The following is a 14,404-nucleotide window of genomic DNA, read 5'->3' as shown; positions in this document are numbered from 1 at the left end:
AAGAGAGTGTTGCGTATGCAAAAATCGGAAAGATGGGCAGTCAGTCAGCATTGCTGTCTGGCGGTCGCATCAAAGGGCGGAGTGATAACGACAGGATGAATGTGAATTCCCGTATCGCCATCTGGTGGTCTTCCATTCGCGGGCGCACGCTCGAAGAACTCGTGCCCTATGCGAGCCTTGCAGTTATTGCGGCGCTGCTGTTCGGCTTCGGCAAATTAGCCGGTGAAGTGCTCGACGGCGATACGCGTTCTTTCGATGAACGCGTGCTGCGCATGTTGCGCAATCCGAACGATCTTGCCGACCCGATCGGCCCCGATTGGCTCGAAGGTGCCGTTCGCGATATCACCAGCCTCGGCAGTTTCTCGGTGCTCACAATCGTGACGCTGAGCGTCATTATCTATCTTCTGATCGACGGAAAACGGGCTGCCGCGGCATTTGTTTTCCTTGCGATTGCCGGAGGCGGTATTCTCAGCGAATTGCTGAAACATGTTTTTGCGCGGCCGCGGCCGGAGTTGGTGGCGCATCTCGTCGACGTGAAAACAATGAGTTTTCCCAGTGGCCATGCCATGCTGTCGGCGGTGACATTTCTCACACTCGGCGCGTTGTTGACGCGTATTCAAGGCCGCAGGCGGTTGAAAGCCTATCTGCTGTCGCTCGCGATTTTCCTCACGATTCTGGTCGGCCTCAGCCGGCTCTATCTCGGAGTGCATTGGCCGACCGACGTGCTTGCCGGTTGGTGCGCCGGCGCAGCATGGGCGATGGGCTGCTGGTTGCTCGCCACCTGGCTGCAAAGCCGTGGCCAGATCGAAAGCCCTAATGCGAATGGCAAATGATGCCGTGCAGCAAGCACGGTTAACATATTGTCAAAACCGTATCCCTACACTCCGTAGTGAACTCCCGTGAGATGACGCCTGCTTAAGGGCAGCGAGTGGTGGGGTTTTGTATGTTGCGTTCGAGTACCGCCAGCATGTCGGAAGGGGACACCCATCGCGACTGCAAAGGCTGTGGCACCAGCATTCCACTTTCAGAGCCGATCCTCGTGAAATTCCAGCGCTGCTATTATTGCGGCCAGCATCATCCATTCGGAAACATCTGGATGAACCGCACGGCGCCGGCCCTCATCGTGGTTGCGATTGGTCTTATAGCGTTGTGGTGGGCGCAATTGGCGTCGTGATGATCTTCACGATACTGTCGTTGCATCACGCCTAGCGCGACATACCTTTCTGGGTGCCGAAGGGGGGAGGCGCCCAAGGGCATCGTGACCAGGCTCAACAGGGCGATGGCGAAGACGCTGGCCGATCCGGACATCCTCAGCCGGCTCAGCAAAGCGAAAATTGACAAATGGTGGCCGATCATCAAGGAAGCGGGGATCAAACCACAATGAGCGCCAGAATTCCTTGCGTGAGTGAGGCTCCGGATGTTTTCAAAGCCCGCCATTTTCTCTGCACTCCTGATAACCGCGGCGGCCCTCGCGGGATGTGTGACACAATCGGGCAATTCGCCTTCGACTCTGAGCTATCGCGACCTTGCCTCCGATGAGAAGAAGGTGGTTGCGGAGGCCGTCGGCCGGGTCATCAAGGACCCGGCTTCAGCCAAGTTCCATTGGGCCAAGTTTCCCGGCAATGCCGGCTCCGGTGACGTCAATTATTGCGCATGGGTGAATGCGAGGAGCGATTTGCCGGGCTATAGCGGCAATCAGCTCTATATCGCTGTCCTCGGCGCCGAGAACGGACGGGTCAAATCTGCTGTGGTCGGTGCCATTCATGGCGGTGCCGATGCCCATGTTGTGCGCGCTCTGTGCAAACGTTATGGCCTCAATCCAGACGATGCGGTCTAGGATGTCTGTGAGATCGAGTATGTCTGGGTATGTGCTGACGCTTGTCACCAAACCGACACCCGGACATGGTGAGTGTGGCTGGGATGGCGGCTCTCTCATCAGGTGATTGAGGTGCCGATATGGTGCCTCATTCTTCTATCGACGGCTTCAATGCACGATATGATCGTGTCGCCGTTTGAGATTCGGCGAGACGATGAGCCATGGCGAAGAAGAAGACGAAAACGAAAAGCACAAATCGTGATCCGATCCTGGCGGCAGGCGGCATTGTTACGCGCGGCCGCGCCAAACCGGTTTTTGCCGTCGTGCGGTTGCGTCGCCAGAAGAGCTGGGTGCTGCCAAAGGGCAAGCTCAACAAGGACGAGACGGCTATCGCGGCGGCAAGGCGCGAGGTGATCGAGGAGACCGGCCATGACGTCGCCATCCAGGAATATCTCGGCTCACTCGCCTATGTGACGTCTGGCCGTCCGAAAGTTGTAAAATTTTGGCGCATGGAGGCGAGCCGCAAGCCTGTCGCCAAGCTCATGAAGGACGTCAGCGCGGTTCGCTGGCTGCCGCTGGATCAGGCGATCAAGAAACTGACCCACGAGCGGGAGCGGGAATTTCTGACCAGGGTTGGTCCGCAAACGCGCGAGCAACTGCGAGAGGCAAAGGACAGGCGCAGAAAGCAGCGGGCTGCACCGCCTGCGCCTAGCAAACCTGTGGTGAAGCCCGTGAATGGTGGCCCTGGGCTACGGCGACATTCGGACGAGACCGGGGGCCTAAGGGTCAAAGCCGGGGCGACCCCGAGGGAATTCGTGCAGGCGCTCTGGCGCTGGCTTGGGCGGTAAGGCAGGCTTGGGCGGTAAGGCAGGCTCGTTCAAAGGGGAGCGTCGAAATGACCACGCTCCGTTCATCTTGAGTTCAACAAAGGCCGTCACAGTCAGCTTGGGCGATCGTCACCGCAATTGCGGAGGTGCAGAGATGAAGAAATCCATGATGGCCGCAGTTGCGACCATAGCGCTTGCCGCTGCGGTCGCCGCGCCCAGCCAGGCCGAAGCGCGGCGTGGCGGCGCGGTCGCGGCAGGAATTATCGGTGGTCTTGCTGCGGGTGCAATTATCGGCAGCGCCGCCTATCCGTATTACGGCTACGGTTATTATCCGGGTTATCCCGCACCGGTCTATGTGCCCGAGCCGGCCTATTTCGGGCCGCCTCCTGGATGTGTGCTCCGTCGGCAACGCGTATGGGACGGATATGCATGGCGTCGGCAGAATATCCGCGTCTGTCATTAAAAGCCCTCAACCGCAGCGCTTTTCTCTCCTGCGCTATCGGCGGGACAGTGACACTATCAAATTTGCGACAAAATAGCGTGGAACCCTAGGTCGGGTAAGATTTTGTAGCTAGGCTGCAACCTCGGGCTGCGAATCCGACCGGTTCCCCAGCCGCACCCCAGAAGGAGAACGTTCATGAGGAAATGGTTTATCGCGCTCGTCGCCGCGTTGACGATCGCGGGCTCGATGGTCGCGGTGACAAGCGAGGCGGATGCTCGCAACCGTGGCGGCGCAGTCGCCGCCGGTGTGCTTGGCGGTCTTGCCGCCGGCGCGATCATCGGCGCGGCAGCGGCTCCCTATTACTACGCTCCCCCGCCACCGCCGCCTCCGGTCTATTACGCTCCGGCCCCGGTCTATTATGGACCGGCTTGCCGCTGGGTGAAGCAGCGCTACTGGGATGGTTATTACTGGCAGGTGCGTCGCGTCCAGGTGTGTAACTGATCCACACCAAACCTGATCTTCAAAAAATCCGGCGGGTGAAAGCTCGCCGGATTTTTCATTTGAAAGATGCGCTGTGAGCAATGCGTGTTCGGGCATGGTGCTATCGAGCCGCCTGCATCTGCTCGGCCAGAGCACGCGAGGGCCAGCAATCCAGCGGCAGGCCCGCCGCCTTCTGCCAGGCGCCGAGCGCGGAGCGCGTTTTCATCCCGGCCTTGCCGTCGATCTTGTCGCTGTAGAAACCGGCCTTGGTCAGGTGCCGCTGGATTGTCTCGATATAGTCGGATCGCGCCTGTTCGATCTTGCCCCATGGCGTTGCGAAGTTTTTGCCGCCGGCAATGCGATCGGAGAGGTGGCCGACGAACAGCGCATAGAGATCGGCGAAGTTATAACCCTTGAACACGTAGAAATTCTTCAGCGTCAGGAACGCCGGCCCTTTCAGGCCGGCTGGCAGAAACAATGAAGCTTCCTCGCCAAGTTCCTCGCGAGTCGGCTTGTGGGTCAGGGGCGCATAGCCGCGCTTGATCCATTCGGCGACCGTCATCTTGGTATCGGGCTCGGCAATGGAGCAATCGACATTTGCAGGCAGGCGCACTTCGAAGCCCCAGCGCTTGCCGCGATCCCAGCCCTTGGCGAGAAGCTGGCTCGCCGCCGATCCGAGCGAATCCGGGACCGAGGTCCAGATATCGCGATGGCCGTCGCCGTCCTGATCCACCGCATACTTGAGAAAATCGGTCGGCAGGAATTGCGTGTGTCCCATCGCGCCCGCCCATGATGCCTTCATGTCTTTGAAGGCGACATGCTGCTCCTCCAGGATTTTCATCGCCAGCAGCAATTCGCGCCGGAACATCTCCTTGCGCCGGCCCATATAGGCTTGAGCGGCCAGCACCTCGATCGTGTTGTAGGGCAGCTTGACGTTGCCGTAATTGGTTTCGCGTCCCCAGATCGCGAGCACAACGGGCGGCGGCACACCGAAGCGCTTTTGGATCGCAGCCAATGTGGCCTTGTGCTCGGTGGCGAGCTTCTGTCCCTGTGCCGTCAATCGGGCGAGCGATGATTCCGACAGATATTGCGCCGGCGTGCGCTCGAATTCCGCCTGTCCGCGCGGCGCCTCCTTCGGCTTCCCCGGAATGACGAGGTCGGGCAGCGATTGGTTGAACTTCAGCCCGCGGGTTGCCTCATCGAACGTCCTGCGCGAGACGCCCATCGCTTGCGCATCCGGCCACAGCGATTGCAGGAATTTCTGAAAGTTGGCATCGCTCTGCGCGTGCGCCGGCAAACCACCCGCGGCGACCACCGACAGCACCAGACACAGGCGAACAACGATCTGGATTATCATTGGTAAGCCGTCTCCCTAACGCGCCATGACCATGAACAGACGGGGAAACCGGAGCAGCACTTTGCCATCCATCTGAAGCGGGTAGGCGGCCGCGATCCGCGCCGTATAGGCCTCGATGAAGGTCTGACGCTGCTCCGGCGGCAGCGGATCGATGAAGGGACGAAGGCCAGTGCCTTTCACCAGTTCGACGATCGCTTCGGGACCATCCAACACATGTTCATAGATGCAATGCCAGATATCGATGCGCGCACAATGCGGGCGGATGCGATCGTAATAGTCGTGTACCGATGGCAGGCTCATGCGGTCGCGCGGATTGGGCGGCAGCAATTTCACCCACGGCTCTTCCCTGGCCAGTTCGCGCATCCAGACATGGTTCGGTTCGTCCCAATTATCCGGGACCTGCATCGCCAGGATGGCGCCGGATTTCAGCGTCTTCAGAAGCCGCTGCAGTACGGCGACATGGTCCGGCAACCATTGGAAAGTGGCATTGGAAAAAAGAAGGTCGGTGTCGTCCGGTGCCGACCAGTCGTTCAGGTCGGCCTGAACGAAAGAACAATGCGGCAGACGCTCGCGCGCCTGCCGCAGCATGTCCGGCGATGAATCGACGCCGGTGATCGCCGCATCCGGGAAACGCTCCGCCAGCAATTGCGTCGAATTGCCGGGCCCGCAGCCGAGATCGAAGATCTTCCCGGCTTGAGTGAGTGGAACCTGCGCCAGCAGGTCGCGCGCCGGGCGCGACCGCTCATCTTCGAATTTGAGATATTGCTGCGCGTTCCAGTCTGCCATCAGCGCGCAAATTTCTTGTACTTGAGCCGATGCGGGATGGTGGAATCGGTGCCGAGCCGACGCATCTTGTCGGCCTCGTATTCCTGGAAGTTGCCCTCGAACCATTCAACATGTGAATCGCCCTCGAAGGCGAGCATGTGGGTCGCGATGCGGTCGAGAAACCAGCGATCATGGCTGATGATCACGGCGCAACCGGCGAAATCCTCCAGCGCCTCTTCCAGCGCACGCAGCGTATCGACGTCGAGATCGTTGGTCGGTTCGTCGAGCAGTAGCAGGTTGGCGCCGGATTTCAGCATCTTGGCAAGATGCACGCGGTTGCGCTCGCCGCCGGAGAGCTGCCCGACCTTCTTCTGCTGGTCGGCGCCCTTGAAGTTGAACGCCGAGCAATAGCCGCGCGAGTTCACTTCCTTCTTGCCGAGCAGGATCTGATCGACGCCGCCGGAAATTTCTTCCCAGACGGTCTTGGAGCCATCCAGTGCATCGCGCGACTGATCGACGTAACCAAGATGGACGGACTCGCCGATCTTGATTGTGCCGCCATCCGGCTGCTCCTGGCCGGTGATCATGCGAAACAGCGTGGTCTTGCCGGCGCCGTTCGGCCCGATAACACCGACGATGCCGCCGGGCGGAAGCTTGAAGGTGAGATTGTCGATCAAGAGGTTGTCGCCAAAGCCTTTGGTGAGACCCTCGAAGTCGACGACATTCTGCCCCAGCCGTTCGGCAACGGGGATAATGATCTGCGCCGTCGTCGTCTGCTTTTCGCCGGCCTTCTTGAGCAGATCCTCATAGCGCTGGAAGCGTGCCTTGGACTTGGCCTGCCGGGCCTTGGGGGACGCCGAAATCCATTCCTGTTCGGCGGCGAGTGTGCGCTGGCGCGATTCTTCCTCGCGGCCCTCCTGCGCAAGGCGCTTCTGCTTCTGGCCGAGCCATGAGGTGTAATTGCCCTGATAGGGAATGCCCTTGCCGCGGTCGAGCTCGAGAATCCAGCCGGTGACATTGTCGAGGAAGTAGCGATCGTGGGTGACGATCAGGATCGCGCCAGGATAGTTGCGTAAGTGACCTTCCAGCCAGGCGACGCTTTCGGCATCGAGATGGTTGGTCGGTTCGTCGAGCAGCAGCAATTCCGGGGCATCGAGCAGCAGCTTGCAGAGCGCGACCCGCCGCCGCTCGCCGCCGGAGAGCGATGTCACGTCGGCATCATCCGGTGGGCAGCGCAACGCATCCATCGCCTGGTCGACCTTGGAATCGAGATCCCACAGGCCCTGCGCCTCGATCTCGTCCTGCAGCTTGGTCATCTCGTCCGCGGTCTCGTCCGAGTAGTTCATCGCCAGTTCGTTGTAGCGGTCGAGGATCGCCTTCTGCTTGGCGACGCCTTCCATCACGTTCTCGCGGACGGTCTTGTCGGGATCGAGCTGCGGCTCCTGCGGCAGGTAGCCGACGCGTGCGCCGTCCGCGACCCAGGCTTCGCCGGAATAGTCGGTATCGATGCCGGCCATGATCCGCAGCAGCGTCGATTTGCCCGAGCCGTTGACGCCGAGTACGCCGATCTTCGCGTCCGGATAGAACTGCAGGTGGATATTCTCGAGCACCTTGCGGTTGCCGGGATAGACCTTGGTCAGCCCCTGCATGAAATAGATGAATTGGCGGCCGTTCATTTCGGTGAGAACCCTCTGGGCGGATGCGTTCCGCGCGGTGGAGCGCCGGATTTTGCGATGTTTTCGGAGATGCGGGGCTTAAGTAACGGCGGAGCCGGAAAAGGGCAAGGCGGGGTCTTACCCTCCCCTGGAGGGGGAGGGTCGCTGTGAGCGAAGCGAGCAGCGGGGTGGGGTGACTTGCTTTCAAAACTCACCCCACCCCGGCTCGTATCTCACCTGCGTTCGATACGCGCCGACCCTCCCCCAGCCCAAGTCGGATGTTTCCGACCTGGGACCTCGCATGGACTGAAGTCGCAAACATGCGACTTCAGTGGGAGGGTGAACATATCAGGCGGCGCGTTGCGGCGCTTCGAGCGGCGGCGTGCCGTCCTGCATGATGCTGCGAAGCATGTCCCGCAATTCGGCATTGTCAGTGTGGCCGTGAACCGCGACCGCATGCTGCGCGGCGGCTTCCAGCAATTCGCCTTCAGTGTCGGCGCTGAGCGCGACCGTGCAATTCATTTCGCTCGGGAAGGCGCGGCAATCGATGAATTTCCGCATCAGTTCCTCCTGTGACGGTTGAACGATCTGCGTCGGATGTCCGGTCTGTCGGCCGGTGGTGCATTTTACGCCTGTGCTTGCGGGTTGAACAGCGATTGCGAGAGACGGGCGGGCGTCGGGCATGGCGAGACGCCCCTGTTGTTTAGCGGCGCGGGCGCGCCCGTCTTCCAAACCGCAGCTTCTTCCCTTGCTTGCGCAAGGGCGCGCGGAACGCCGGGCTTTCTGGCCAGCCCATGGCCCCATGCGCGATGTGAGTAAGCGCATGAGATTGGTAGCACCACGAACCGCCGAAAAGACTCCGGCGTTCCGCGCGCGGTGTTTGACGGTCTGCTCCATCGTCCCCAGTGGACGTTCCTCCACCGAAACGCCGGGCAGCTAGCCTGGCGGGACGCGGCTTGAACCGACCGCACAGCGGGTTACGTCTGCCCGCCGCACGGCCACCGCTCCCCGCCCCGCGTCTCACGACGCTCATGAAACGCCCCTTCAGCGGGACGGGATATAGGAAAAAAATCATAACTCGGGGAGGATGTCAAGCGGGATGTTTGGCGGGTCGTCGCTTGGTTGGTTGTCTCGGCAAAATGTCCCCACAACCGCTCGTCCCCGCGAAGGCGGGGATCCAGAGCCACGAGCACTGTTCGTTCGGATGCATTCTGGATTCCCGCCAGAGCTTGTTATCGGGCGCGCGCGAGCGCGGCCCGTTGGCGGGAATGAGCGGCGGCTGGGGTAGGACTGCGCAAAAACAACGGCGCGCAACGAGCCGTACCTTGTCCGGCGCGCTGATCCGCGAAATTCATCGCATATGTCAGGCGGCATGAAGATGATGGGCTTTGCTGCGCTTGGCTCACCCTATGCAACGGCGGTGCGGCCCTGCCATCGTGCAAAACGGTGCGCCGATCGAAACGAATCCTTTACCGCCGTCGCGGCTGCGCGTGACAACGCGGGGCGTCTATCGCTAGCGGACGGGGCATGCAAAAAAGCCGGTGAAACAAAGTGTTTCTTGCCGAACCGCAGCGGGATGATGTGTCCTTCATGCGAAAGCAAGTGTTGGCACATCACCACAGCATTTGGAAACCGTTGATGGACTTGTGTGGTGAGGCAGCGAGATAGCGCCGGCGTGTTGCTTTTTGTCTCGAAGATCGTAGATGATGACGCCATAGCGATCTGACCTCGCCGATTTTGATCTGTTGATTTTTGGTTTGAAATCATTGTCTGGAGCTTGTGTCATGGGATGCCGTTGCAATGAACGTCGCGGTGCGATGCGCCAAGGTGCCGCCGCGGCGATGCGGGGGAACGCCGCCGACGTAAAACAGGCGGCAACGTTTGTCGGTCGCACGCTGGTCGAAGACGTGCGCCGCGGTGAACTGCAACGCTCCGCTATGCAGCGGCTCGCCAATCTGCGCCGGCTTGGGCGGCCGCGCGAATAGACAAAACTCTGCTGGCCCTGTTCTTTTGCCGAATCGGGCGCGCGTCATTCGAAAAGTTGGGGAGAATGATGCGCCTGTCTCCACCTGCGCGAGGTCGAGCGGGATGATTGTCGCGGCTGGCGTCTTCCTCAGCCTTCGCGATTGGGCGTGCCGAGAACATGCGTCTTCGGCGGCATCATCACATTGTCGAAAGTCTGCGTAAACATTGCCGCTGCAAAGAAGGCGACTGCACGCAGCGTTTCCTTGCCGGTATTGGCGAGGTCATGCCGGATCGGTGTTGGCAGAACGAAAATGCTGCCTGGCCCGACCGGGTGGACGGTGCCGTCTTCCATATGCAGTTCACCGGTCCCGGCGATGATGTACTGAGTCTCCTCAGTGGCATCGGTGTGCCAGCCGAGACGTGCGCCCGGCTCGATCTCGTAGACGATCGTCGACGACTGGGTCGCGCCTTTGCCGCCGCAGGCGGCGAAAGCACCGGCCCATTGGACCGAAGGATCGTCCTGTCCCCACACCTTGGTTCGTTCAAGCTTGTTGGATGCGACGACGTCCATGATCACGTTTCCCGCAATGGTTATAAAATGCGGGATGAGTGTGCTTGCTATCCGTATTCTTTGTGTCTGTGCAGTCGCTAAAGTCCGATGCAAACTCTCGGCGAATTGAGCGTCGCCGGATCTGCAAAAAGAACAATCCGTCTACTTCACCGGAATGACATCCTTGGCGTTGTCCGCGCCCATATAGACGGCGATCAGGCGCATCGGTTGCGTGCCCGTATTCTCGCCGAAATGCGCGACGTTCATCGCTTCCATCAGTGCGTCGCCCTGGCGATAGGTGCGCTTGCCTTTGGCGCCGTAATCGACGGTGATCTCGCCTTCAAGGATATAGGCGAACATCGGCACGCCGTGTTTGTGAACGAGCGTGCGCGCGCCGGGCGCGAGCGTGACGATCGAGGCCGTCACATGCGCGGTGCCGGATGGATAGTGGATCGTTTCGCCGACAACTGTGGTGCCGGTCGAGAGCAGCGGCACGGCGGGATAACCCTTCGTCTCCGTGCCGCCTTCTGTCTTGACTGCGGGCTGCGCATCCTGCGCGATGACGGCATGTGGAACGAACACAAACGCAAGCGCCGCGGACGCGGCGATTAGGAAACGATCAACCATAAGCGTGTTCCTCGTGAACGCTGCTGTCGTCTTCACGCGTCGCAGCACTTTCTTAAGATTCGCAATCGACGAAAAACAAGGGACGCGATTCGTTCTTCGAGAACAAACGAGAACATATCATGCTATCGCGCCCGGATAGCATGCGATGCGTCGCGCTAACGCTTATAAAGTCGCGCTACCGCTTATAAAAAAGAAACAAGGCAGCGGGCGCAAAAACGGGACGGACGCTCAGCCTCTGGTGTCGTCTACGTCCGTTTCCGGTCGGTCGCCTCCCGGGGCCGTTTCGGTATGCCACTTGCCGTCCGCGTCCTCCCACTCGATGACTTCGGTGCGGCCGGGCACGCGCTGCTCCTGCGCGGCCTTCTTTGCGGCCTTGAGGGCGGCGGCGTGGCTCGGGAAGCTCTCCGAGAACACATCGCCGACCTTGTAAGCCCAGCCGCCGTCATGCTGGACGATGCGATATGTCAGATGGGTCATGGAACCAGCCTCTGGAATTGCGTTGTCTCTGGTGGAGATTTGCAAATCCGCTTCCGCACACGCAAGGGGAAACCGGCGCATGGCCGGGTGTGGCCTGTTGCCAATTCTCGCAGCGGACGAGGTCCTGGGACTATAAGCCGCGCTCTTTCTTCAATCGGTCGAGCTGCGCCGTGACCTCGCGCGGCAGGCTCCGCACGCCCTGCTGACCGAGATAAGACAAAGCCGGACGCAATTGCGATTGCGAGAGCCAGCCCGGCTGACGCTTCGGCGAGACCAGCCGGTCGAAGACCAGCACCATCAGCACCGCCAGGAGCAGGATGCGGATGGCGCCGAGCGCGGCACCGGCGATGCGGTCCGGCGTGCTGACATGCTCCCCGACCGCCGCGCTGACGGAACTGCGAAGCAAGGCCGCCATGACGATGCCGACGACGAGGAAGATGACAAAAAACAAAATGCCATTCGATTCTCCGGCGGACGGGATCATCGCGGGAAGATAGGGCGCGAGCTTCGGCGTCAGCATGATGGCGACGGGCGCAGCGGCGACATAACCGAAGATCGTCGCCAGGCTGCGGAGCAGCCCGGAGCGGTAACCCATGACGATTGCGACGAGAGCGGCGGCGACGATGGCGGCATCGAAGAGATTCATGCCGGCATCTATCGGCGCGAGCCGTAAAATTTTTATGCATCGATGATGAGGGGGCGGTATGTGTTGCGATCATGGGAAGGCCGGGTGAAAGCCCGGCCCTTTTCGTTACGGCATGCGTGTCGTTACGGTTTTCGCGCGGTCAGCCCGATGATTGCCGACATGCCGGAATGTCCGGCGCCCTCGTGCATCTCGCGCTCTTCCTCGACGATGCTGACATCCGCGAGATCGCCGAAGGCGCGTTCCAGCATATCGCGCGTATACAGGTGCTCGATCTGCTTCGGGCCGCCGGTGCCATATTGCAGTTGCTTGGGTGTATAGCCTTGCACGATCAAGAGGCCGCCGCGTTTCAGCGCGCGCCGCATGCCGGTCCATTTTTGTTCGCGCTGTGCTGGCGTCGAGAATTGCGTGAAGATCTCGGCGACGACATCGAATGTCTCTTCCGGATAAGGCCAGGCGTGCACGTCGGCTTCCTCGAAAGTGACGGCAACCTTGTTCTCGGCCGCGAGCGCGCGGGCTTTCGCCAGCGCGGCCGGCGAGAAATCGATCGACAGGACGTCGAGCCCCTGTTTGGCCAGCCAGACACCGTTGCGGCCTTCGCCATCGGCAACCGCCAGAACTTTTCCGCTGCGCGGCAAGAGCGGCTTGCAGCGGACCAGAAATTCGTTGGGCTCCTTGCCGAAGCGATAATCCGGCGTCGAATAGCGGTCCTGCCAGTGCTGGAGTTCTGAAGTGTTGGTCATGATGGTTGCCCTGCAGATTTTCGGTGTCTGTGATCAGATCGTGTGCGCGCCTTCGGATCGTCTTCGTTATGGCGGCATGACTTTCGCAAGGATCTCGGCTGAACCATAAAGCCCAAAGCCGAAGATGGTATGCGTAACAAGGCTGCGAATGCGAGCGAGGTTCGGCTTCGGCGTCCGTGATGCAGCGATGCCAAGCCCCAGACCGGGTTGCAGGATAAAGAAGGGCGCAGCCACTGTCAGAATGCCGGCTGCGAGGGCCGGCCCGAGCGTCGGGCTGCGAGCCCAGCCGGGTCCACAGGCGATCAGGAGCAGGCCGGCAAAGATGATCCCGATCGCGTAATGCGCCGCCCAGCCGATCGCGCGCTCGCCGCGAATGGCCGGAGACGCCGCGATGCGCGCATGCGTAAAGCGGCCGGCGGCCATGTGTCCAAGCCAGCGTCCGACCATGGCGTAGTCGAGCGACGAGATGGCGAAGGCCCTTTTCAGAAACACCGCCCACAGATCCATCAGGACCGTCGCCCCAACGCCCATCAGTACCGCGCGGAGAACAAACTCCATCTCAGCCTCTCTTCGGCCCCCGGCCCGGTTCGGCCGCTTGTGTTCGGCGACCGGCAGCGCCACTATACAAGTTCAAGTGAACTTGAGGTCAAGCTCTTGAAAAGCATGGATATCGCCGAGGTCGCCCGGCGCTCCGGAACGCCCGCCTCCACACTTCGCTTCTATGAGGAGAAGGGACTCATCACGTCGATCGGACGGCGCGGCCTGCGGCGCCTGTTCGCGCCGGGCGTCATGCAGCAGCTTGCGCTTATTGCGCTGGGGCGCGCCGCGGGGTTTTCGCTCGAAGAGATCGCGGCCATGTTTGCGCCTGACGGCAAGCCGCGGATCCGGCGTGATCAACTGACGGCGAAGGCGGACGATCTTGATCGCATGATCCGCAAACTGACAGCGATGCGCGACGGACTTCGCCATGCCGCGGTCTGTCCGGCGCCAAGCCATATGGAATGCCCGACATTCCAGCGCATGCTGCGGCTCGCGGGGGCCGGCCGGCTCACTCCGCCGGTGCGGCGGGGCAGGGGGTAGCGGCGGGCCGAGCGTGTTTAAATCCCGACGCCGCGATTATAACTGTCGATCAACTGGTTGTAGTCGCGCAACAGGCGCTGCGGTGAGCCTTCGACCATCCAGCCGCTGCCGGCATTCAGCATCATCCTGTCGCCGGAGCTGTAGGGCACCTTGTCGCGAACGCGGCGCATCAGCTGCTTCGATGTGGTGAGGAATGACTTGGCATTGCCGATGAAGAACGAGCCGATCTTGGGATTGCCGTCCGCTCCGGATAGCTGCTCGGTGGCCTTGACGATACTTTCATAGTCGTTGAGCGCCTGCGTGATCGCGGCAAGATCGGGCTTCTCCGCATCCTGCGCGCGCAGCACGCGCTTGGCGTTGATCATCAGCGCCTCGACATGATAGCGCGTCTTGCGGCCTTCCTTCTGCTCGATCGCGGCGAGCTTTTCGGCCGCGCGTTTGTCGTTGATGGCCTCGACGCCGCTGCGCAGCGCCTTGTCGGCGCTGGCGAACGCATCCCAGGCGGCGACGAGGCGGGGATGCAGGGCCTTGCCCTTGGCCATCTTGTCGTCCTTGTAATTCTCCTGCGCGTAATAGTCGTCGGCCTCTTTCAGCAGCGGCTCGAGTTTGCCGACTGCATCCGCATAAGCTGACGCGGCGGCTTCGAGTTCGGCATCGCGCGGCTCCAGCGCATTGGCTTTCTCGATCGTCTTCCGGCAATCCGACGTGTCGTAGATGGTGTAGGTGCCGTAGATGATCCGCTCCTTGCCAGTCGGGCCGCTATTTTTTTTGGCCCAGCTGAAATAGCGCGAGCGCGACGAATAGGAGCGCTCCGACAGCCGGTTGATGCAGCCGACATAGGCATTGAGTTTTTCGGTGAGCGAGGGAGCGGAGGACGTGGATGAGGGGGCCTGCGCGGCCGCGCCGTCGATGGCCAGCAAAGTCGCGAGAAACGGGACGGCGAAGGCAGCAGCACGAAGCGGATTCATAGAGGGCCT

At 61.0% G+C, this 14,404-nt stretch carries 19 protein-coding genes; 8 read left to right on the top strand and 11 right to left on the bottom strand.

Going from position 1 to position 14,404, the window contains the following annotated elements; all coding sequences use genetic code 11:
* Positions 1–95: 95 nt before the first annotated feature.
* From CAK95_RS02030 to CAK95_RS02005, 6 genes are all read left to right on the top strand, one after another.
* A complete protein-coding gene (locus CAK95_RS02030; RefSeq protein WP_086086307.1) occupies positions 96–833 on the top strand; it encodes a phosphatase PAP2 family protein in 738 nt (245 codons plus the stop codon).
* Between the two features lie 110 nt (positions 834–943).
* On the top strand, positions 944–1,174 hold the full coding sequence (locus CAK95_RS02025) for a hypothetical protein (RefSeq protein WP_147413704.1): 231 nt from the start codon (positions 944–946) through the stop codon (positions 1,172–1,174).
* Between the two features lie 243 nt (positions 1,175–1,417).
* On the top strand, positions 1,418–1,837 hold the full coding sequence (locus tag CAK95_RS02020) for a hypothetical protein (protein ID WP_086086305.1): 420 nt from the start codon (positions 1,418–1,420) through the stop codon (positions 1,835–1,837).
* A 200-nt stretch (positions 1,838–2,037) separates the two neighbouring features.
* On the top strand, positions 2,038–2,664 hold the full coding sequence (locus tag CAK95_RS02015) for an NUDIX hydrolase (RefSeq protein ID WP_086086304.1): 627 nt from the start codon (positions 2,038–2,040) through the stop codon (positions 2,662–2,664).
* A 133-nt stretch (positions 2,665–2,797) separates the two neighbouring features.
* Positions 2,798–3,106 (top strand): hypothetical protein, encoded by a 309-nt coding sequence (locus CAK95_RS02010; protein WP_086086303.1) that lies wholly within the window; start codon positions 2,798–2,800, stop codon positions 3,104–3,106.
* A gap of 174 nt (positions 3,107–3,280) precedes the next feature.
* Complete coding sequence (locus CAK95_RS02005) at positions 3,281–3,586, top strand: hypothetical protein (protein ID WP_086086302.1); 306 nt, start codon at positions 3,281–3,283, stop codon at positions 3,584–3,586.
* A gap of 100 nt (positions 3,587–3,686) precedes the next feature.
* Here the strand turns inward: CAK95_RS02005 and CAK95_RS02000 are convergent, their stop codons facing one another.
* The 4 genes from CAK95_RS02000 to CAK95_RS01985 form a co-directional block, all read right to left on the bottom strand.
* Positions 3,687–4,922 (bottom strand): lytic murein transglycosylase, encoded by a 1,236-nt coding sequence (locus tag CAK95_RS02000; protein ID WP_086086301.1) that lies wholly within the window; start codon positions 4,920–4,922, stop codon positions 3,687–3,689.
* Between the two features lie 15 nt (positions 4,923–4,937).
* Positions 4,938–5,708: a trans-aconitate 2-methyltransferase gene (gene tam / locus CAK95_RS01995; RefSeq protein WP_086086300.1), complete on the bottom strand. Its 771-nt coding sequence runs from the start codon at positions 5,706–5,708 to the stop codon at positions 4,938–4,940.
* Positions 5,708–7,363, bottom strand: coding sequence for an energy-dependent translational throttle protein EttA (gene ettA / locus CAK95_RS01990; RefSeq protein ID WP_086086299.1), 1,656 nt, complete (start codon positions 7,361–7,363; stop codon positions 5,708–5,710). Before ettA ends, tam begins: the two co-directional genes overlap by 1 nt.
* 327 nt (positions 7,364–7,690) lie before the next feature.
* Positions 7,691–7,903, bottom strand: a complete 213-nt coding sequence (locus CAK95_RS01985) for a DUF1059 domain-containing protein (RefSeq protein ID WP_425349664.1) — start codon at positions 7,901–7,903, stop codon at positions 7,691–7,693.
* Between the two features lie 1,223 nt (positions 7,904–9,126).
* On the opposite strand from CAK95_RS01985, the gene CAK95_RS01980 reads away from it, so the two are divergent.
* Positions 9,127–9,327, top strand: coding sequence for a hypothetical protein (locus CAK95_RS01980; RefSeq protein ID WP_086086298.1), 201 nt, complete (start codon positions 9,127–9,129; stop codon positions 9,325–9,327).
* Positions 9,328–9,455: 128 nt separating this feature from the next.
* Here the strand turns inward: CAK95_RS01980 and CAK95_RS01975 are convergent, their stop codons facing one another.
* The 6 genes from CAK95_RS01975 to CAK95_RS01950 all read right to left on the bottom strand — a co-directional run bounded on the left by CAK95_RS01975 (position 9,456) and on the right by CAK95_RS01950 (position 12,905).
* Entirely contained in the window at positions 9,456–9,878 is a 423-nt protein-coding gene (locus CAK95_RS01975; protein WP_183044323.1) for a cupin domain-containing protein, read from the bottom strand.
* 141 nt (positions 9,879–10,019) lie between these two features.
* Positions 10,020–10,484 (bottom strand): cupin domain-containing protein, encoded by a 465-nt coding sequence (locus CAK95_RS01970; protein ID WP_086086297.1) that lies wholly within the window; start codon positions 10,482–10,484, stop codon positions 10,020–10,022.
* A gap of 228 nt (positions 10,485–10,712) precedes the next feature.
* Complete coding sequence (locus tag CAK95_RS01965; protein WP_086091139.1) at positions 10,713–10,961, bottom strand: DUF2188 domain-containing protein; 249 nt, start codon at positions 10,959–10,961, stop codon at positions 10,713–10,715.
* A 130-nt stretch (positions 10,962–11,091) separates the two neighbouring features.
* A complete protein-coding gene (locus tag CAK95_RS01960) occupies positions 11,092–11,607 on the bottom strand; it encodes a CvpA family protein (protein ID WP_086086296.1) in 516 nt (171 codons plus the stop codon).
* Positions 11,608–11,729: 122 nt separating this feature from the next.
* Complete coding sequence (locus CAK95_RS01955) at positions 11,730–12,347, bottom strand: class I SAM-dependent methyltransferase (protein ID WP_086086295.1); 618 nt, start codon at positions 12,345–12,347, stop codon at positions 11,730–11,732.
* 66 nt (positions 12,348–12,413) lie between these two features.
* Positions 12,414–12,905, bottom strand: a complete 492-nt coding sequence (locus CAK95_RS01950) for a DUF2938 domain-containing protein (RefSeq protein ID WP_086086294.1) — start codon at positions 12,903–12,905, stop codon at positions 12,414–12,416.
* A 96-nt stretch (positions 12,906–13,001) separates the two neighbouring features.
* On the opposite strand from CAK95_RS01950, the gene CAK95_RS01945 reads away from it, so the two are divergent.
* Positions 13,002–13,427 carry a helix-turn-helix domain-containing protein gene (locus CAK95_RS01945; RefSeq protein WP_086086293.1) on the top strand — a complete coding sequence of 142 codons (426 nt, stop codon included), beginning with the start codon at positions 13,002–13,004 and terminating at the stop codon, positions 13,425–13,427.
* 17 nt (positions 13,428–13,444) lie between these two features.
* On the opposite strand, the gene CAK95_RS01940 is transcribed toward CAK95_RS01945, so the two are convergent.
* Positions 13,445–14,395, bottom strand: coding sequence for a YiiG family protein (locus CAK95_RS01940; RefSeq protein ID WP_086086292.1), 951 nt, complete (start codon positions 14,393–14,395; stop codon positions 13,445–13,447).
* Positions 14,396–14,404: the final 9 nt, after the last annotated feature.

Origin of the sequence: Pseudorhodoplanes sinuspersici, from assembly GCF_002119765.1 — a bacterium.
Taxonomy (GTDB): Bacteria; Pseudomonadota; Alphaproteobacteria; order Rhizobiales; family Xanthobacteraceae; genus Pseudorhodoplanes; species Pseudorhodoplanes sinuspersici.
Note: the sequence above shows the minus strand (reverse complement) of the source record. Positions and strands in the feature narration are given on the sequence as shown.